Raw genomic sequence first — 17,504 nt, forward strand, 5'->3', positions numbered from 1 at the left:
CAAGCCTACGACCCTGCTAGGGGGTGGCCGTACGCCGCTCGGCGGCGCACTTCTTGCACAGTCCGAAGATCGCGAAGTGCTTCATGTCGGTCTCGAAACCGAAGGTGGTACGGAGCTTCGCGGTGAAGTCGGCGGCGATGTCGACGTCCGCCTCGATGACGTCGGCGCAGTCGCGGCAGACCAGGTGGATGTGGTGGTGCCGGTCGGCCAGGTGGTAGGTGGGGGCCCCGTGCCCGAGGTGGGCGTGGGAGACCAGGCCGAGCTCCTCCAGGAGCTCCAGCGTCCGGTAGACGGTGGAGATGTTGACGCCGGAAGCCGTCTTGCGCACTTCCGCGAGGATCTCGTCCGGCGTGGCGTGCTCCAGCGCGTCCACGGCTTCCAGAACGAGCTGGCGCTGCGGCGTCAGCCGGTACCCGCGCCGGCGCAGGTCGGCCTTCCAGTCGGTGCCCGGGGTTCCTTCGGTGCTCACCACCCCGCCAGTGTATGTGTGCGAAGGGGACCGCGGTCGAGCCCGCGGTCCCCTTTCGTGCACGGCCTGGGGGAGGTTTCCGCTCAGCGGAAGAAGGCGATGCCGTCGTCCGGCATGTCCGGGAGGTTGCGCGCCATCTCGGCGACCTCCTCGGGGGTGACGACCTTCTTGAGCTGCGCCGACATGTACGCGCGGAGCTCGACGTCCGGGGTGGCCTTCTCGCCGACCCACATCAGGTCGCTCTTGACGTAGCCGTAGAGCCGCTTGCCGCCGCTGTAGGGGCCGGAGGCCGCAGTACGGGCGACCGCGTCGGTGACCAGGTCGATCTGGGGCTTGCCGTCGGCGAGCTCGCCGTACCAGACCTCGACGACGCCCTGGTCGCGGACCATGACGATCTCGACCTTGCGGTCCTCGTCGATGCGCCAGTAACCGGACTCGGATTCCAGCGGCCGCACCTTTTTGCCCTCGGCGTCGAGGACCCAGGTACGGGAGGTGTACTCCAGGAAGTCCCGGCCGTCGTGGCTGAAGACGACTTCCTGGCCGAAGTTGCACTTCTCCTCACCGGGGAAGTCGAAGACTCCCGCGCCCTCCCAGTTGCCGAGGAGGAAGGCGAGGGGGACGAGGCGCGGGTTCAGGTCGGACGGGATCTGGATCATGTGTGGCTGCTCAGGCGATCTGTGGGAGGGGTTCCGGGGCGGTCGGCCGAGCCGGTGCTCAGCGCTGACCCTGGTACAGCTTCTTGACGGCCAGGCCGGTGAAGGCCATGACGCCGACGCAGACCAGGACCAGCAGGGAGGTGAAGACTGCCTCAAGCACGGGGTGCTCCTCGGAATCGTTTCGGGGCTGTACGGGGCCGGTCCCCAAGCCTACTGGCCCGGGGACCGGCGCACGCTGCGAGGTGGGCCGTACGGCCCGCCCCGGCAGGGGGCCGCGGCGGTCAGCTCAGCAGCTGGCCCTGCAGCAGCACGGTCTGGTGGAAGGGAATGGGGGCCACTTCTCCCTTGCGGGACTGGACGACCATGCCGAGGACGTCACCCGCCTGGAGGCAGCCGACCTTGGTCTGCTCGTCGCCGAGGACGGGCGGGACCTCCTGGAACACGGTGACCTCGCGCTCACCGATCACGCCCGACCCGGGGAACCCCATCGGCAGGCTGCTCGCCTGCGTGTTCTTGGCCTTGTTCCAGACGTCGTCCAGGTCCAGGGCCGATACGCCCTCCAGCGGCGCGTTGAACGTGCATCCCCTGAAGGCGTCCACGAAGCCCGACGCGTGGAAGCGCAGCAAGTACACACGGGTGCGCGTGCCGTCCGCCATCGTCCAGCCGCGACCGATGATCTGCCGCAGCCCGTCCCATTCGAGCTGCTGCTTCAGCTCCTCGCGGGACTCGGGCGTGTACTCCTGCAGGAAGGCGTCGACCGGCACCGCCCAGTCCTTGTCCACCTTGAACGTGTCGTCGGTCCTCGCCCCCTCGGGGGCGGGCAGGAGCAGGCCCGAGAGCACCGCGTAGTGCGTCTCGTCCTTGTTGTCCGGACCCTGGGCCAAGGGGGCGCCGGCGGGCAGCGCGGGCTTGGAGAGCGCCGGGTACGTCCAGCGGCCGTCGCTCTCGGTGGACAGGCCGGGGAGGTCGGTGCGCTCGGGCCGGGTGATCCCGTAGGCCGTTCCCGCGGCGACGACGGCGAAGACGGCGACGCAGGCGGTCCACCGCAGGGCGGCGAACAGTCGGCGGCGGTCCTTGGGCGGTGCCTCCGGAGCCGACCGGGGGCCGGGCGCCGGCCCCTCCTCGAGCGCAGCCTCGGCGGCGGGGGTCACGTCGATGGCGTTCTGCTCGCTCACGCGGCCTCTCCGGGGGACTTGAGGCGGTCCAGCTGTTCCTTGAACAGGCCCGCTGCGTCATTGGGCAGGAAGTCGCCGGACCCGTACACCCGGAAGCTCACCAGCACGTCGCCCTGGACCGCCAGGCAGTCGAGGGCGTCGATCTTCTCGTCCTTCTGCCGGACGAGCGGGCTCAGCATGCACTTGGCGTCCGGGAAGCCGTCCACCTTGGGCGCCTTCCCGTCGCGGTCGACGAGCGAGACGATCTTCGCGGCGAATTCGCCGAACTGGGCGAGCTGCTGCGGATCCGCCTGCATGAGCTGTATCTCGACCACCGACGCACCGGCACCGTGACGCCGGGCGTAGCTACGCCCGGCCACCCCCTTGAGCTTCAAGCCGGCGAGGGCCTTGTCGCGCTCCGCGCGCTCTTCGCCTGAGAGGCCCGTGCGGTCCTCCTTGACGATCTGCAGCGCCCGCTCGCCCGGAATGAAGTAATTGTTGCCCTCCTCGTCGATGTCTGGGCCGAGCCAGTAGTCCTTGGGCAGCGGCAGCAGCTTCCCCTGGAGCTCGCTGCCGGGTACGGCTGGCACCTCGCCGGGATCAGCCACGGGCGCGTCCGCGGCCAGCCAGTAGCGGGTGGGCGAGGTCCGGTCGGCATCGCCGAGTGCAGCCGCGGCCCCCAATCCACCACCCGCGAGGACGGCGGCCCCCAGGGCGGCCACCACCAGCCGTGTGGTCCTGCGGCTCGCCTTGCGCGCGGGCGCGGCCTCTTGGACGGGCGGGGGCACGGAAGCGGTGGCCTCGGGGGCCACGTCCGCCGCCGGCTCCGGCGCGGGCCCCTCTGCGGGCGCGGCCGGCCCGGGTATGCCGTCCCCGACGGCGTCGGGCACGTTCTGCCGTTCGCTCACAGCCGCTCCATCTGTCGCTCGGCCAGCTCGGCGACGGCCTTCTCGTCGATCTTGCCGCGGTTGTTCGTGTACTTCAGGTGCATGACGATGTCGCCACGGCGGACGACGGCTGTGCCCGTGCGGAGAGGGTGGTAGCCGGGCTTCTTCTCGGCTTCGGAGTCGATCCACAGCCTGCCGAAGTCCGCAGGAACACCCGGCACCTCCCGGCCCTGGTTGCCCGCGTACTTCTGAGTGGGCATGTAGTGGTTGACACCCGACTGGAACCTCTCGGCTCCCTTGCGGTTCTGGAACTGGAGCAGGGTGATCTCGACGAAGTCACGGTCGTCCACGGACCAATGAACGGCGGCGATGCGCCTGATTCCGTCGGCAATGAGGCCGCCGACACCACCGGACGGGTCCTCGTAGTGGTCGATGGAGAACTCGTCCGGGGACTGCAGGCCGGAGAAGACGTCCTGTACACCGCCGGGGGCCGGCACCAGCTTCTTGGCCAGGTCCTCGTCCGCCTTGTGCCAGCGGTTGGCGTTGATCGAGCGCCGACTCGTCGCGTCGTTCACGGCGGCCGGCTTCGGCCCGTCCATCGTCTGCTGCGCCAGCGGCGGCAGCGGGGTGGGCTCGCGGTCGTACTGGACCGCGTAGCCGGTGGCCGTGCCGGCGAGGACGCCGAGCAGGGCCGCGCCCGCGATCAGGAGCGTCGTGCGGCGCGCGCGCCGCCCTCGCGGGACGGGACTGGCCGAAGTGTCCGGCTCCGGTGTGCTCTCCTCCTCTTTCCGCTGCTCAGGGATGGTCTGTTCGTGTTCCAACGGGGTCCCCCACACAAAACGCGGGCGCGGGCTGATTACCCGCGCGTACGCCAGACCCCCGGGGTGGTGGAGCAGTTGCACGGAACCTGATCACGTTCTTGTCTCGTGGCGCGCTCAGTCCTCGTGGCGCCGTTTTCCGTCCAGTTCGTCCCACCACTCGTCGGACTTCGGGTCGCCGGAGGGGTCGTCCCACCAGCGGTCGTCCGGTCCGCGCCGGTTCGCGATCACGGCTGCGACGGGCGGGATGACCATGGCGACCACGCACAGGGCCACGGCGGCCTCGACCGACCACAGGCGCACGAACGACCAGGCGGAGACGAAGAGGACGAGGCATCCGCCCATCATCAGGAAGTAGGCGCGTCGGCGCCGGGCGTACATGCTTCCAGCGTAGGACCGTGCGCGGACGGCGCGAAGGGCCGCACCCCGTTCCAGTGGCGTCCAACCCCCGGGGGTGCGGCCCTTCGGCCGTTCGATCAGGCGATCACCTGAGCGGTGCTCAGACCGCGATCGCCACGTCCGTCACACCGCCGGCCTCGGCGACCACGACGGCACGGTCCGCCTGGGCGCCCGGGACGAGCGCCCGCAGCGTCCAGGAGCCGGTGGCGGCGTAGAAGCGGAACTGGCCGGTGGCCGAGGTCGGGACCTCGGCGGTGAACTCGCCGGTCGAGTCCAGCAGCCGCACATAACCGCTGACGGGCTCGCCGTCCTTGGTCACCTGGCCCTGGATGGCGGTCTCACCGGGCTTGAGCGTCGCGAGGTCGGGCCCGCCGATCTGTGCTCCACACATGTTCTCTGTCCTGTCCTGGAGGGTGTCGTCCTACGAGGGCGTCGCGTGCCCGCGGGTTACTTGTTGGGGCCGAGCTCGATCGGCACGCCGACCAGCGAGCCGTACTCGGTCCACGAGCCGTCGTAGTTCTTGACGTTCTCCTGGCCCAGGAGCTCGTGCAGCACGAACCACGTGAGCGCGGAACGCTCACCGATGCGGCAGTAGGCGATGGTGTCCTTCGCCAGGTCGACCTGCTCGGCCTCGTAGAGGGCCTTGAGCTCGTCGTCCGACTTGAAGGTGCCGTCGTCGTTGGCGTTCTTCGACCACGGGATGTTGCGGGCGCTGGGCACGTGGCCGGGGCGCTGCGACTGCTCCTGCGGGAGGTGCGCCGGGGCGAGCAGCTTGCCCGAGAACTCGTCGGGGGAGCGGACGTCGACCAGATTCAGGGAGCCGATCGCGGCCACGACGTCGTCGCGGAAGGCGCGGATGGAGGTGTCCTGGGGCTTGGCCTTGTACTGGGTGGCCGGGCGGTTCGGGACGTCCTTGCCGTCGACGAGGTCGCGGGAGTCGAGCTCCCACTTCTTGCGGCCGCCGTCGAGGAGCCTGACGTCCTGGTGGCCGTAGAGCTTGAAGTACCAGTAGGCGTAGGAGGCGAACCAGTTGTTGTTGCCGCCGTAGAGGACGACGGTGTCGTCGTTGGAGATGCCCTTGGCGGAGAGGAGCTTCTCGAAGCCCTCCTGGTCCACGAAGTCGCGGCGCACCGGGTCCTGGAGGTCCGTCTTCCAGTCGATCCGGACGGCGTTGGGGATGTGGTTCTTGTCGTAGGCGGACGTGTCCTCGTCCACCTCGACGATGACGACGTCGGCGTCGTTCAGGTGGGCCTCGACCCAGTCGGCGTCTACGAGGACGTCGCTGCGGCTCATGGTGTTCTCCTCCGGGGCAGTGTGCGGCGGGGCGGTGCGGGGTGCGCTGTGCTGCGTGCCTGCGGGTGCGCCCGGCTCCTGCGCGGGGAGGCGTCAGGGTCGGGAGGCGGGTGCGGTCACGCGGGAAAGGCCTGTCGGGGCCGTCGTCCGGCTGATGGAGCGGATGCGCTCACACGTCACATGGATCGACAGAGCATGGCGGCGACGCGACACAGGTCTACTGCCCGTCGCTTCGTGAGGTCCGCCTGCTGATGCTTCATAGCCATGGATCGTAGGGACGAATCAGCCGCCCTGTCACCGGCGTGTCATATACCGAGACAGGATCGTCCGGATCGCGGGATGAGAAGAGGCCGCGAGGGCTCTCCGGAACCCTGGCGGCCTCGCCCTGCGGCTTACCTTCTGCGGATCGGACCGCGCCGTCTCACGATCCGGCCATCACCACGTTCGAGCCGCCCAGCGTGAGGTGCACACCGGCCTCGTCCGAGGTCAGGGCGGAGAGCTGGAGCCCCGCCGGGAGCCCGGTGCCGAGGTCGCGGTCGAAGTCGGTGCGCTTGCGCACCTGGCGCTCAAGACCGGGGATGCCCTCGCCCGGCACCTCCTCGGCGTGCACGCGGACGATCTTCCCGCCCTTGGAGTCCGGCGCGTCCACGAGGGTGATCGTCGAGATCACGCTGCGCGAGAGGGTCTTGCCGAGGATGTCCACGGACGCGGTGACCTTCACCTTGCCGGGCGCACCGCCGTAGGAGAGGGTCGCGCCGGTCTGCGAGGCCGCGGTCAGGTCGGCGTAGGTCAGCAGCGCGGTGCCCGTGGCCCGCTCGGCGGTGCCGCTGCTGTAGTCACCGTCCAGCCGCACACCGCGGAAGCTGGCGTCGAGCTCGGCGAGCCGCGTCCTGCGGCCGTCCGCCATGACCTCGACGCCCCGCAGCCGGAGGTCGACGCGGTCCAGATCGCGGCTGAGCGCCTGGGTGAGGAAGGGGAACCCGTGGATCTCCACCTCGGCGCTGCCGGCCAGTCCCTGGCGGGCCTGTATGCGCTCGGCCAGCCGGTTCTCGGCATAGCCGACCGCCCACCGGTCCACTCCGGCGAACAGGGTGGCCAGCACCACTCCTACGATCACAACGACACGCAGAACCCGCACGCGCCCTCCCCCTGGTAATCGGTACGTGCGTCCCAGTTGACCATGCTCCGCGTCGGACGGGTATCAGCCCACCACCCGCCCGACCAGGTACACGGCGGGAGCTGCGGCCGCGAGCGGCAGCGCGACACCGGCCGTCATGTGCACGAACTTCGACGGGTAGTCGTACGCGGCCACGCGCAGCCCGATCAGCGCGCACACCCCGGCGGCCAGGCCGAGCAGCGCCCCGCCCGCCCCGACGGAGGTGAGACCGCCGACCGCGACACCCGCACCGGCGGCCGAGGCCAGCGAGACGCCGACCGAGGCGGGGGTGGGGAGCGGCAGCGCGCGCACGAAGACGGCGACCGCGACGGCGACCGCGCCGACCGTGACGGCGGCCGTGTCGGCGGCCAGGTGGCCGGCGCAGATGATGGCGAGGGCGGCCGAGGCCACCGAGGCCATCAGCCCGTACATCCGCTCGTCGGCGTCCGCCCGGCTGCGCAGCTGGAGGACGAGGGTGAGCAGGACCCAGGCGCCGAGGGTGCCGACGATGGCGCCGGCGCCGTACGCGTCCTCCACCGCGAGCACGGCCGCGTCCGCGACGAGGGCTCCGGCGAAGGCGAGGGCGATGCCCTGCCGGGCCGGCCACATGCCGTTGAGCCGGAACCAGCCGGCCGCGGTGAGGCCCTGGAGGGCGATCAGCGGCACGAGCAGCGCGAACTGCCCGAGGGCCGCCGCCGCGGCGAGCAGCAGCCCGAGGGCGGCGGTCAGGAGGGCCGACTGCGGGCCCGGGTCGATGATCGGCGACCGGCCCTCGGCACGGGCCTGGGCCGGGTCCACGGCTCGCAGGGTGTTCCCGCCGAGGGTGGGCGGGGACCACTCGGCGCCCTCGGGCGCCCCGCCGGCGCCGCCCGTCCCGGCCGCGGTGGGCGCCGCCGGATCGGCGGCCGCCTGGGGCGGGAGGTAGGCGGTCTGCTCGGCGGCGGCCTCCCGGGACTCGCCCTGCTGCTCGGGGCCGGGGAACGGCGGGAGGTAGGCGGTCTGCTCGGCGGCGCCGCCCTGCTCCTGGCCCGGACCCGGGTACGGCGGCAGGTACGCCGTCTCGGCCGTCCCGGCCTCCGGCGTCCAGTTCTGCGCGGGGGCCACGGGCGCGGTCGGGCCCTGGGCCGCGGCGCCCGCCTCGTCGCGGAACCAGCCCTCCGGGGCCACGGCCTGCGGTTCGGGGGCCGCCTGGTAGGGCGGCAGGTACGCGGTCTGCTCCGCGGCGGCGCCCTGCTGCTGGTCGGAACCGGGGCCCGGGTACGGCGGCAGGTAGGCGGTCTCGGCGGCGGACGGGGACGCGGGCCCGCCCGCGCCCGGTCCACCCTGCGACCAGTCCCGGACCGGGGCGGGCGCGGGAGCGGGGGCCGGGACCTCGTCGCGGAACCAGCCCTCGGGAGCCGGGCTCTGCGGCACGGGGCCGGCGGGCTGCGCCCCCCAGGACGGTCCCCCGGCCGGAGCCTGGCCGTGGGCCTGGCCGTAACTCCGGCCGTGGGCCTCGCCGTGGGCCTGGTGGTAACTCTGGCCGTGGGTCTGGCCCTCGTACGACGGGTGGACCCCGGCGTGGCCGGACCCGGCCCCCGCGCCCGGCCCGCCGGCCGAGCCGTCGGGCCACGCCACCCCCGCACCACCGGCCGCAGCCCCGCCGGCCGCGGGCTCGTCACGGAACCAGCCCTCGGGCGCGGCCGGCTGTCCCGGCACCGCACCCAGCGGCGTGTGCACCGGCTGGTAACCGGTGTCCCAGGTGTCGGACTGCCAGGTCTGCGTCCCGTACGGGTCCGGCGACTGCGGCTCCGGCGCGGGCTCCGACTGCGCCCCGGGCTGCGCGTGCTGCTGCGCGTGCTGCTGCGACTGCTGCTGCGCGTACTGCCGGCGCTGCTGTTCCTCTGGCGTGCTCATCGGCTCCCGCTCACCCGCCCGCGAACGGCGGGAGCACCTCGACGGTGCCCCCCTCGGTCAGCTGGACGCCATCGTGCGGGCGCTTGCCCACAGGTTCGTCGTTCACGAGGAAGGAGCAGCGCAGCAGGACCCGGGTCAGCTCCCCGGGGTGGCGTTCCCGCACGCCGTCGAGCGCCTCGGCCAGGGTCCGCGCCGAGTACGGCTCCTCCGCCGTCCCGGCCGCGGCCTTGGCCGCCGCCCAGTAGCGGATGGTTCCGGTTGCCACTGCTGCTCCCATCGTCGGCTCTCTACCGTCGGCCTCCATGATGGCCCCTCGCGCCACCGCCCCCGGCGTGCCCCGACGCGCCGGGTGTGCGCCCGGCCGGCCCTCCCGGGCCGCGCCGCACCCTTCCGATCCGGTGAAACCGGTGCATAGGAGGGGCGTGAACGTGGCAGGAGGGTGGCAGGAACCACAGAAGAGGAAGCAGAAGAGCCTCGGTCCTGAAACGGCGGGTGGGCTATTCTGCTGGCGAGAGGATCCGGGCAATGTGGCCCCCGGGTCCTTTTGTGCTTTCAGAACGTTGAACGCATCGAGAACAGCGGTGTCCGAGCGGACCCCCGGGGCGCGGGGCCGCCAGGACACCGGGCGACACGTACGAAGCAGTACCGCGCACGTCCTCGACGGGACCGAGGAGGAACCGACGTGATGGACCAGCGATCCGTGCACCACCGTCCGGCCCGGGCAGGTGGTCGGTCATGAGCTCGCTCCTGCTGCTCACCAACGCACTGCAGCCGTCCACCGAAGTGCTCCCCGCACTCGGCCTGCTGCTGCACAACGTCCGGGTGGCGCCGGCCGAGGGCCCGGCCCTCGTGGACACCCCCGGCGCCGACGTCATCCTCGTCGACGGCCGCCGCGACCTGCCCCAGGTCCGGTCGCTGTGCCAGCTGCTGCGCTCCACCGGCCCCGGCTGCCCGCTGATCCTCGTCGTCACCGAGGGCGGCCTGGCGGCCGTCACCGCCGACTGGGGCATCGACGACGTGCTCCTGGACACGGCCGGTCCCGCCGAGGTCGAGGCCCGCCTGCGGCTGGCGACGGGCCGCCAGCAGCTCGGCTCGGACGACTCCCCCATGGAGATCCGCAACGGCGACCTGTCGGTGGACGAGGCCACGTACTCCGCCAAGCTCAAGGGGAGGGTGCTCGACCTCACCTTCAAGGAGTTCGAGCTGCTCAAGTACCTCGCGCAGCATCCGGGCCGGGTCTTCACCCGCGCCCAGCTGCTGCAGGAGGTGTGGGGCTACGACTACTTCGGCGGCACCCGCACGGTCGACGTGCACGTCCGGCGGCTCCGGGCGAAACTCGGCCCCGAGCACGAGTCGCTGATCGGTACGGTCCGCAACGTCGGCTACCGCTTCGTCACGCCGGAGAAGGTCGAGCGGGCGGCGGCGGAGGCCGCGGCCCAGGCGGCGGCCCAGGTGGCCGCGGAGGCGGCCGCGCAGGGGTCCGCACGGACGTCGGGGGCCACCACCCGGTCGGCCTAGGCGACCGGTGATCGTCCCGGTTTCAGGACGCCCTGCCCAGAGGTAGGTCACCCCGCGTAGACTGCCGCGCGTGGCCAAGGTGACGCGGGATGACGTAGCGCGACTTGCGGGTACTTCTACCGCCGTCGTGAGCTACGTCATCAACAACGGACCCCGGCCGGTCGCCCCGGCCACGCGCGAGCGTGTCCTCGCCGCGATCAAGGACCTGGGCTACCGCCCGGACCGGGTGGCCCAGGCGATGGCGTCGCGGCGCACCGACCTCATAGGCATGATCGTCCCCGACGCCCGCCAGCCGTTCTTCGCCGAGATGGCACACGCGGTCGAGCAGGCCGCCGCCGAGCGCGGAAAGATGGTCCTGGTCGGCAACTCCGACTACCGCACCGAGCGCGAGGTCCACTACCTGCGGGCCTTCCTCGGGATGCGGGTCTCGGGCCTGATCCTGGTCAGCCAGGGCATGAGCGAGCAGGCCGCCAGTGAGATCGAGGCCTGGGACGCCCGCGTGGTCCTGCTCCACGAGCGCCCGGAGGCCATCGACGACGTCGCGGTCGTCACGGACGACATCGGCGGCGCCCAGCTCGCCACCCGGCACCTGCTGGAGCACGGGCACGAGTACGTCGCCTGCATCGGCGGCATCGAGAACACCCCCTCGGTCGGCGACCCGGTGGCCGACCACGTCGAGGGCTGGCGGCGGGCCATGCTGGAGGCCGGCCGTTCGATCGAGGGCCGGCTGATCGAGGCCCCGTACAACCGCTACGACGCGTACACGGTCGCCCTGGAGGTCCTGGCCCGGCCCGACCGGCCGACGGCGGTCTTCTGCGCGACGGACGACCAGGCGATCGGTGTGCTGCGGGCCGCCCGCGAGCTGCGCATCGACGTGCCCGGGGAACTGGCCGTGGCGGGCTTCGACGACGTCAAGGAGGCGGCCCTCACGGACCCGCCGCTGACGACCATCGCCTCGGACCGCCCGGCGATGGCCCGCGCGGCAGTGGACCTCGTCCTGGACGACGGCCTGCGCGTGGCCGGCTCGCGGCGCGAGCGCCTCAAGCAGTTCCCGTCGGCGCTGGTGGTCCGGCGCTCCTGCGGCTGCCGCTGACGGTCCGGCCCGGCCGGCGCCACGCGGTTCTGTCGGGCTTCTCAGGCCGGGCTCAGGAAGCTCTCATCAACGGCGGGGACAGTCGTGTCATGACCGAGAGCTTCCGCCGCGAAGGCGAGTACCCGCAGGAGCACCGCCCCCAGCACACGCCGTTCGGCGAGGACTGGCAGCACGGACGCGACCGGCTCGCACACGAGGCCGGTGCCGGCACCGGAGCGGGGGCGGGGGCCTGTCCGCCGCCGCCCGCCCACCCGCCGGCCGCGCCCGGATGGCACGAGGCGCACCGGCCGCCGGTCCTCGTCGGCGAGACCGTCCCGGCGGCGGCCGGCGCAGGCGCCGACGCCTGCACCCCGCAGGGGCCGGCCCACGCCGCCCCCGCCCGGCGGGCGACGAGGCCCGCCACCCTGCTGACCGCCGTCGCACTCGTCGCGGCCCTGGTCGGCGGCGGCGCCGCGGCCGCCGTCCAGCAGCTGACGGACCGGGGCAGCGCCGGCGCCGGCGGCGGGGTCAGTGGCACTAACGTCTCCCAGTCCAGCACCGGCACCGTCTCCGGCATCGCCGAACAGGTCGGCCCCTCGGTCGTCCGCATCGACACCCGCACCGCGTCCGGCCAGGGCACCGGCTCCGGCATCGTGCTCACCGCGGACGGCGAGATCGCCACCAACAACCACGTCATCGACGGCGCCACCGGCATCCAGGTGACGCTGAGCGACGGCAGGACGTACTCCGCCAGGACCGTCGGCACCGACCCCGACAAGGACCTGGCCCTGATCAAGCTCCAGGGCGCGAGCGGGCTGAAGCCCGCGAAGCTCGGCGACTCCGGGAGCGTCAAGGTCGGCGACCAGGTCGTCGCCATCGGCTCCCCCGACGGCCTCACCGGCACGGTCACCAGCGGTATCGTCTCCGCCCTGAACCGCGAGGTGAAGGTACCCAAGGCGGACCAGGGCTCCCCGCAGGGCCGCCGGCAGGACGACGGGCGCTGGCCCTTCTCCTTCGGCGGCCGCCAGTTCAACGGGGACACCGGGTCGAACACCACCTCGTACAAGGCCGTCCAGACCGACGCCTCCCTCAACCCGGGCAATTCCGGCGGCGCCCTGGTCAACATGAACGGCGAGATCGTGGGCATGCCCTCCGCGATCTACTCCCCCTCCACCGGCGGCTCCGCCGCGGGCAGCGTCGGCCTCGGCTTCGCCATCCCGGTCGACACGATCAAGGCCGACCTCGACTCCCTCCGCAAGGGCGGCCCCGGCGGCCAGGGATCCGGCGACACCGGCACCTCCCCCGGCGACGCCTTCGCCGACGGCTTCGGCACGTCCTTCTAGCGGGGTCCGGTGCCGGGGGCCACGAGCCCGGCATGATCGGCGGGACACCCCCCTGGGCACGCACCGGCCGTGCGACGCTGGACGCGCCGCAAGCCGCACGCCGCAGGGCTTCAGCCGTCACTGACCGCACCCGACCACCACACCCGGGAGAACCCACCATGAACCCCGCCGAAGGCGAAGCGCGGATCCTCGTCGTCGACGACGAACCGGCCGTACGCGAGGCCCTGCGCCGCAGCCTCGCCTTCGAGGGGTACGCCGTGCAGACCGCCGTCGACGGCCTCGACGCCCTCGACAAGGCGGACTCGTACGCCCCCGACCTGATCGTGCTGGACATCCAGATGCCGCGGATGGACGGGCTCACGGCCGCCCGCCGGCTGCGCGCCTCCGGCAGCGTCACCCCGATCCTGATGCTCACCGCCCGCGACACCGTCGGCGACCGCGTCACCGGCCTGGACGCGGGCGCCGACGACTACCTCGTCAAGCCGTTCGAGCTCGACGAACTCTTCGCCCGCGTCCGCGCCCTGCTGCGCCGCAGTTCCTACGCAGCCCCGCGGGCCGACGCCGGGCCGCACGAGGACGCCCTGACCTTCGGCGACCTGCGCATGGACCTCGTGACGCGCGAGGTCACCCGGGCGGGCCGCCCGGTGGAGCTGACGCGTACCGAGTTCACGCTGCTGGAGATGTTCATGGCGCATCCGCGCCAGGTCCTCACCCGCGAACAGATCCTCAAGACCGTCTGGGGCTTCGACTTCGAACCCAGCTCCAACTCCCTGGACGTGTACGTGATGTACCTGCGCCGCAAGACCGAGGCGGGCGGCGAGCCGCGCCTGGTCCACACCGTGCGCGGGGTGGGCTACGTACTGCGCGCCGAGGGCGGGCCGGAGTGAGCCCGGTCGCCCGCTTCCGCGCGCTGCCGCTGCGCTCCCGGCTGGCGCTGCTGGTCACCACCGCCGTGGCGGTGGCCGTGGCCACCGTGGCCGGGGTGTCCTGGGTGGTCGTCCGGGCCCAGCTCGACAACCAGCTGAACCAGTCCCTGATGGCCACCAACCCGACCAGCCAGGTGCTGGACCGGCTGCGCAACGGCTGCCCGGCCCGCCCGCCGGCCCAGCCCCAGCAGGACATCGCCGAGAAGCTGAACGCGACCGTCCAGATCGTCACCGCGGACGGCGACCACTGCTGGGTGAGCGGCCAGACCGACCTGCCGGTCATCGCCCCGGACAAGGAGGTGGCGACGGGCCTCAGGAACAAGGCCCTGCACGACGCGACCACGGACAACGGCGTACGGATGCGCGTCTACACCTTCGCCGCCCGGACCACGCCCGGCGCGCCCATCTTCGCGGTCTCGGTGGCGCGCCCGCTCTCCGACATCGACAAGCCGCTGTCCACCCTGGCCTGGGTGCTGCTGCTCGTCTCCGCCCTCGGGATCGCCGGCGCCGGCGCGGCCGGCCTGTGGGTGGCCCGGGCCGGGCTGCGGCCCGTGGACGAGCTGACCGACGCCGTCGAGCACATCGCCCGCACCGAGGACCTGACCGTACGGATCCCGGACGACGGTGACGACGAGATCGCCCGCCTGTCGCGGTCGTTCAACGCGATGACGGCCGCCCTGTCCTCCTCCCAGGACCGGCAGGCGCAGCTGATCGCGGACGCCGGGCACGAGCTGCGGACCCCGCTCACCTCGCTGCGCACCAACATCGAGCTCCTCGCACGCAGCGAGGAGACCGGCCGGGCCATCCCGCCCGACGACCGGCGCGAGCTGCTGGCGTCGGTCAAGGCGCAGATGACGGAACTGGCTGCGCTCATCGGCGACCTGCAGGAGCTGTCCCGTCCGGACGCGGCGGCTCCGGGCCGGCTCGCGGTGGTCGCCCTGCACGAGATCGCCGCGACCGCGCTCTCCCGGGCCCGACTGCGCGGTCCGGAGCTGGCCTTCACCTCGGACCTGGAGCCCTGGTACGTCCGGGGCGAGGCGGCGGCGCTGGAGCGCGCGGTGGTCAACGTCCTGGACAACGCGGTGAAGTTCAGCCCGCCGGGCGGTTCGGTCGAGGTGACCCTGCGGGCGGGCGAGCTGACCGTACGGGACCACGGGCCGGGCATCCCGGCGGAGGACCTACCGCACGTCTTCGAGCGGTTCTGGCGGTCGGAGTCGGCCCGGGCCCTGCCCGGCAGCGGGCTGGGCCTGTCGATCGTGGCCCGGACGGCGGCACGCGCGGGCGGCAGCGCCGAGCTGCGGGCGGCGGCGGACGGCGGTGCGGGCACGGAGGCGGTGCTCCGCATCCCGGGGGCGCCGACGCCGCCGCCCTCCGATCCGTCAGTTGTGCCGGATCAGTGAGGCGACCAGGCCGGAGCGGGTGTTGGGGAAGTCCATGGGGACGATGCCGAGCCCGGTCCGGCCGGCCATCTCCCCTCCGTCGACGAAGGCGTGCACCTGGGGGTTGAGCCGGTCGGAGTTCCAGCGCGGCGGCATGTAGGCCGAGGTGCTGATGTAGTTGACGAAGAGCTTGCCGGGCTGCTGGACGGCCTTGCGGAAGTGGTTCTCGATCTTTCCGCGTTTGGCGAAGGGCTCTGCGTTCCAGTCGTCCTGGATGTCGAAGACGTTGCCGTCGCCGTAGCGCAGGCCCGGCAGGCCGCCGTTGTCGGCGAGCAGGACCACCTTCCCGCGGGCCTGGCCGAGCACGGGCAGGGTGTCGGCGATCCGGAACAGGGGGCGCCAGCCGCGGTGGTCGAGGTAGTCGTCGAAGACGGCGCGGAAGACGGCGTCGCTCTCCCCGGAGTACTCCTGCTTGACGCGCATCAGGACCGTCTCGGAGGGGTGCGCGGCGAGGAAGTTCCCGCAGGCGACGAGGACGTCCCCGAACATCAGGTCCTGGAAGAAGGACCCGTGGTGGATCGCGAAGGATCCGCCCGTGACCCGGCAGCGGACGTCGAGGAAGCGGATGCCGGAGTCGAGTTGCTGGGCGATCGAGGTGTTCTGGCAGGCGACGTAGAGCCCGCCCCGGGTCGCGCCGGAGTCGTGCGTGCCGGGGATGGTCATCCGCTGCAGGGGGGTGGAGTCGCCGAGCCCGGCCATCCAGTCCTGGGTCCCGAGGGCCGACGCCGAGGCGGGTGCCGTGCCCAGGCCGGCGGCCGCTCCCACAGCCAGCGCGCCCGCCAGGAACGCCCTGCGGCCCATACCGGTGACCGTCTCCGCGGTCCTGCCCGCCCTCGTGGCCCCGCCCGCCCTCGTGGCCCCGCCCGTTCTCGTGGCCCCACCCGTGCCCGTGCCCACGCCGCTGCCCATGCCCGCCCCTTCGCCGACCCGGTGATGGCCGGATTATGGCGTGTACACGTCACAGATACCACCCGTGGTGGCGGTCAGTCCTCCAGCAGACCGACCATCTCGCGCAGCCCGCGCAGCAGCTCCCGACCGTCGGGGGCCTGCTCGGGATCGGTCAGGGTCTGCACCATCACCCCGCTCAGCAGGGCGATGTGCATCGACCCGAGGGCCCGCACATCCTCCTCCGCGACCTCGCCCTCCGGCACCCCGCGCAGCGCGGCGGCGACCATCCGGCGGTTGCGGCGCTGACCCTCCGCCAGGATCGCGAGCAGCTCGGGCGAGGACTGCGCGTGCACGAAGGCCTCGACGGAGGCCAGCCACAGCCAGCGCGTCTCGCCGAAGTCGCGGATCTTGCGGTCCCAGGTGTCGGCGTACCGCTCACCCGCGGTGTCGCCCTGTCCGGCGAGCCGGCCGGAGCCCGCGGCCCACTCCTCCATCGCGGCGAACAGTGCCTGGTTGAGCAGGGCCTCGCGCGAGCCGAAGTGGTAGCCGATCGCCGCCATGCTGACGCCCGCGGCCGTGGCGATGTCCCGCACGGTCGTGCGCAGGTAGCCCTTCTCCTCCAGGCAGCGCCGGGCTCCGGCCAGCAGGTCCTCGCGATTTCCCATGCCGGGATCGTAGCCGCCGGGCCATTTTGGGCAACCGCCCTACACAACCGTATTGCGCACTCGCCCAAATCCTGGCAGGGTGCTGGCATCGGCGGATCGGGGGATCCGCGGAGCGACGCAACGGGAGGACCGCCATGCAGCGCCACGAGATGAAGACCGACGACCGCACCCTGTCCTACGTGGACTCCGGCGGCCCCGGTCGCCCGCTGCTGGCCCTGCACGGCGGCCTCTCCGAAGGCCTCGCCTTCGCCGGACTGGCCGCGCACCTCGGTGACGCCTGGCGGGTCGTCGCACCCGACCAGCGCGGCCACGGCAGCTCCGACCGGGCCCCGCACTACCGCCGCGAGGGCTACGTCCGCGACGCGGTCGCCCTCCTCGACCACCTCGGCCTCGACACCCCCGTGGCCCTCCTCGGCTACTCCCTCGGCGGCCTCAACGCCTACCACCTCGCCGCCGCCCACCCCGACCGGATCTGCGCACTCGTCGGCATCGACGCCACCGTCGAGATCCGGCCCGCCACCGAGGGCCCCCTCTTCGACTTCCTGCACGGGATGCGCTACACCGCCCCCACCCGCGAGGAACTCCTCGACGCCGCCGGGCCGGTGGGCGCCCGGTTCGTCGAGCAGGCCCTGCGCCCGCTCCCCTCCGGCGAGGGCTGGCGGCTGCCGTTCCACCCCCAGGACATGCTCGACTCCATCGAGGCCTGCCGGGGCGACCACTGGGACGCCTGGCTCGCGAGCACCTGCCCTGCCCTGCTGGTCCACGGGATCCACAGCCAGGCCCTGCGCCCGGACACCGCCGACGCGATGGTCGCCCGCCGCCCCAGGACCTCGTACACCCCCCTGGACGGCGACCACTTCGTGCCCTTCACGGACCCCCGGGGCGTCGACGAGGCCGTCGCGGCGTTCCTCGCGACGCTCTGAGG

20 protein-coding genes are annotated in these 17,504 nt (G+C 72.7%); 6 read left to right on the top strand and 14 right to left on the bottom strand.

Annotation, left to right across the window (positions count from 1 at the left end):
• Positions 1–16: 16 nt before the first annotated feature.
• From IF89_RS0122975 to IF89_RS0123035, 12 genes are all read right to left on the bottom strand, one after another.
• Positions 17–472, bottom strand: a complete 456-nt coding sequence (locus IF89_RS0122975; RefSeq protein WP_063831328.1) for a Fur family transcriptional regulator — start codon at positions 470–472, stop codon at positions 17–19.
• A gap of 80 nt (positions 473–552) precedes the next feature.
• A complete protein-coding gene (locus tag IF89_RS0122980) occupies positions 553–1,125 on the bottom strand; it encodes an FABP family protein (RefSeq protein WP_030771213.1) in 573 nt (190 codons plus the stop codon).
• A gap of 281 nt (positions 1,126–1,406) precedes the next feature.
• A complete protein-coding gene (locus IF89_RS0122990; protein ID WP_030771215.1) occupies positions 1,407–2,300 on the bottom strand; it encodes a hypothetical protein in 894 nt (297 codons plus the stop codon).
• Positions 2,297–3,187: a hypothetical protein gene (locus IF89_RS0122995; RefSeq protein WP_051807473.1), complete on the bottom strand. Its 891-nt coding sequence runs from the start codon at positions 3,185–3,187 to the stop codon at positions 2,297–2,299. The genes IF89_RS0122990 and IF89_RS0122995 overlap by 4 nt, the downstream gene beginning before the upstream one ends.
• Positions 3,184–3,987: a hypothetical protein gene (locus IF89_RS0123000; protein WP_063831329.1), complete on the bottom strand. Its 804-nt coding sequence runs from the start codon at positions 3,985–3,987 to the stop codon at positions 3,184–3,186. Before IF89_RS0123000 ends, IF89_RS0122995 begins: the two co-directional genes overlap by 4 nt.
• Positions 3,988–4,101: 114 nt before the next feature.
• Positions 4,102–4,365, bottom strand: a complete 264-nt coding sequence (locus IF89_RS0123005) for a DUF3099 domain-containing protein (RefSeq protein WP_030771221.1) — start codon at positions 4,363–4,365, stop codon at positions 4,102–4,104.
• Between the two features lie 118 nt (positions 4,366–4,483).
• Complete coding sequence (locus IF89_RS0123010) at positions 4,484–4,774, bottom strand: DUF1416 domain-containing protein (protein WP_030030422.1); 291 nt, start codon at positions 4,772–4,774, stop codon at positions 4,484–4,486.
• 56 nt (positions 4,775–4,830) lie between these two features.
• Positions 4,831–5,676 (bottom strand): sulfurtransferase, encoded by an 846-nt coding sequence (locus IF89_RS0123015; protein WP_030771224.1) that lies wholly within the window; start codon positions 5,674–5,676, stop codon positions 4,831–4,833.
• A gap of 176 nt (positions 5,677–5,852) precedes the next feature.
• A complete protein-coding gene (locus IF89_RS49645; RefSeq protein WP_350875872.1) occupies positions 5,853–5,942 on the bottom strand; it encodes an Ms5788A family Cys-rich leader peptide in 90 nt (29 codons plus the stop codon).
• Positions 5,943–6,097: 155 nt separating this feature from the next.
• Positions 6,098–6,814: a DUF2993 domain-containing protein gene (locus IF89_RS0123020; RefSeq protein ID WP_030771227.1), complete on the bottom strand. Its 717-nt coding sequence runs from the start codon at positions 6,812–6,814 to the stop codon at positions 6,098–6,100.
• A gap of 63 nt (positions 6,815–6,877) precedes the next feature.
• Positions 6,878–8,101, bottom strand: coding sequence for a hypothetical protein (locus IF89_RS47060; protein ID WP_234327844.1), 1,224 nt, complete (start codon positions 8,099–8,101; stop codon positions 6,878–6,880).
• A 637-nt stretch (positions 8,102–8,738) separates the two neighbouring features.
• Positions 8,739–8,993, bottom strand: a complete 255-nt coding sequence (locus IF89_RS0123035) for a MoaD/ThiS family protein (protein WP_030771231.1) — start codon at positions 8,991–8,993, stop codon at positions 8,739–8,741.
• Positions 8,994–9,463: 470 nt separating this feature from the next.
• Here IF89_RS0123035 and IF89_RS0123040 point away from each other — a divergent pair, with 470 nt between their 5' ends.
• The 5 genes from IF89_RS0123040 to IF89_RS0123060 all read left to right on the top strand — a co-directional run bounded on the left by IF89_RS0123040 (position 9,464) and on the right by IF89_RS0123060 (position 14,987).
• A complete protein-coding gene (locus tag IF89_RS0123040; RefSeq protein ID WP_030771233.1) occupies positions 9,464–10,246 on the top strand; it encodes a response regulator transcription factor in 783 nt (260 codons plus the stop codon).
• Between the two features lie 70 nt (positions 10,247–10,316).
• Positions 10,317–11,339 carry a LacI family DNA-binding transcriptional regulator gene (locus IF89_RS0123045; protein WP_030771236.1) on the top strand — a complete coding sequence of 341 codons (1,023 nt, stop codon included), beginning with the start codon at positions 10,317–10,319 and terminating at the stop codon, positions 11,337–11,339.
• Between the two features lie 89 nt (positions 11,340–11,428).
• A complete protein-coding gene (locus IF89_RS0123050; protein WP_030771237.1) occupies positions 11,429–12,661 on the top strand; it encodes a S1C family serine protease in 1,233 nt (410 codons plus the stop codon).
• A 158-nt stretch (positions 12,662–12,819) separates the two neighbouring features.
• A complete protein-coding gene (locus IF89_RS0123055) occupies positions 12,820–13,548 on the top strand; it encodes a response regulator transcription factor (RefSeq protein ID WP_030771240.1) in 729 nt (242 codons plus the stop codon).
• Positions 13,545–14,987, top strand: coding sequence for a sensor histidine kinase (locus IF89_RS0123060; RefSeq protein ID WP_030771243.1), 1,443 nt, complete (start codon positions 13,545–13,547; stop codon positions 14,985–14,987). Before IF89_RS0123055 ends, IF89_RS0123060 begins: the two co-directional genes overlap by 4 nt.
• Here IF89_RS0123060 and IF89_RS0123065 read toward each other — a convergent pair.
• Positions 14,967–15,827: a phosphatidylinositol-specific phospholipase C gene (locus IF89_RS0123065; RefSeq protein ID WP_030771246.1), complete on the bottom strand. Its 861-nt coding sequence runs from the start codon at positions 15,825–15,827 to the stop codon at positions 14,967–14,969. The genes IF89_RS0123060 and IF89_RS0123065 overlap by 21 nt on opposite strands.
• Before the next feature lie 182 nt (positions 15,828–16,009).
• Entirely contained in the window at positions 16,010–16,579 is a 570-nt protein-coding gene (locus IF89_RS0123070; protein ID WP_030771247.1) for a TetR/AcrR family transcriptional regulator, read from the bottom strand.
• 134 nt (positions 16,580–16,713) lie between these two features.
• Here IF89_RS0123070 and IF89_RS0123075 point away from each other — a divergent pair, with 134 nt between their 5' ends.
• On the top strand, positions 16,714–17,502 hold the full coding sequence (locus tag IF89_RS0123075) for an alpha/beta fold hydrolase (protein WP_030771250.1): 789 nt from the start codon (positions 16,714–16,716) through the stop codon (positions 17,500–17,502).
• Positions 17,503–17,504: the final 2 nt, after the last annotated feature.

The organism is Streptomyces sp. NRRL F-2664 (genome assembly GCF_000719345.1).
Taxonomy (GTDB): Bacteria; Actinomycetota; Actinomycetes; order Streptomycetales; family Streptomycetaceae; genus Streptomyces.

Bases quoted from the DNA above. Each gene is read 5' to 3' on its own strand.
- IF89_RS0122980 (WP_030771213.1), bottom strand. From the start codon at position 1,125: ATGATCCAGATCCCGTCCGACCTGAACCCGCGCCTCGTCCCCCTCGCC.
- IF89_RS0123005 (WP_030771221.1), bottom strand. From the start codon at position 4,365: ATGTACGCCCGGCGCCGACGCGCCTACTTCCTGATGATGGGCGGATGC.
- IF89_RS0123010 (WP_030030422.1), bottom strand. From the start codon at position 4,774: ATGTGTGGAGCACAGATCGGCGGGCCCGACCTCGCGACGCTCAAGCCC.
- IF89_RS0123015 (WP_030771224.1), bottom strand. From the start codon at position 5,676: ATGAGCCGCAGCGACGTCCTCGTAGACGCCGACTGGGTCGAGGCCCAC.
- IF89_RS49645 (WP_350875872.1), bottom strand. From the start codon at position 5,942: ATGGCTATGAAGCATCAGCAGGCGGACCTCACGAAGCGACGGGCAGTA.
- IF89_RS0123040 (WP_030771233.1), top strand. From the start codon at position 9,464: ATGAGCTCGCTCCTGCTGCTCACCAACGCACTGCAGCCGTCCACCGAA.
- IF89_RS0123050 (WP_030771237.1), top strand. From the start codon at position 11,429: ATGACCGAGAGCTTCCGCCGCGAAGGCGAGTACCCGCAGGAGCACCGC.
- IF89_RS0123055 (WP_030771240.1), top strand. From the start codon at position 12,820: ATGAACCCCGCCGAAGGCGAAGCGCGGATCCTCGTCGTCGACGACGAA.
- IF89_RS0123065 (WP_030771246.1), bottom strand. From the start codon at position 15,827: ATGGGCCGCAGGGCGTTCCTGGCGGGCGCGCTGGCTGTGGGAGCGGCC.
- IF89_RS0123070 (WP_030771247.1), bottom strand. From the start codon at position 16,579: ATGGGAAATCGCGAGGACCTGCTGGCCGGAGCCCGGCGCTGCCTGGAG.
- IF89_RS0123075 (WP_030771250.1), top strand. From the start codon at position 16,714: ATGCAGCGCCACGAGATGAAGACCGACGACCGCACCCTGTCCTACGTG.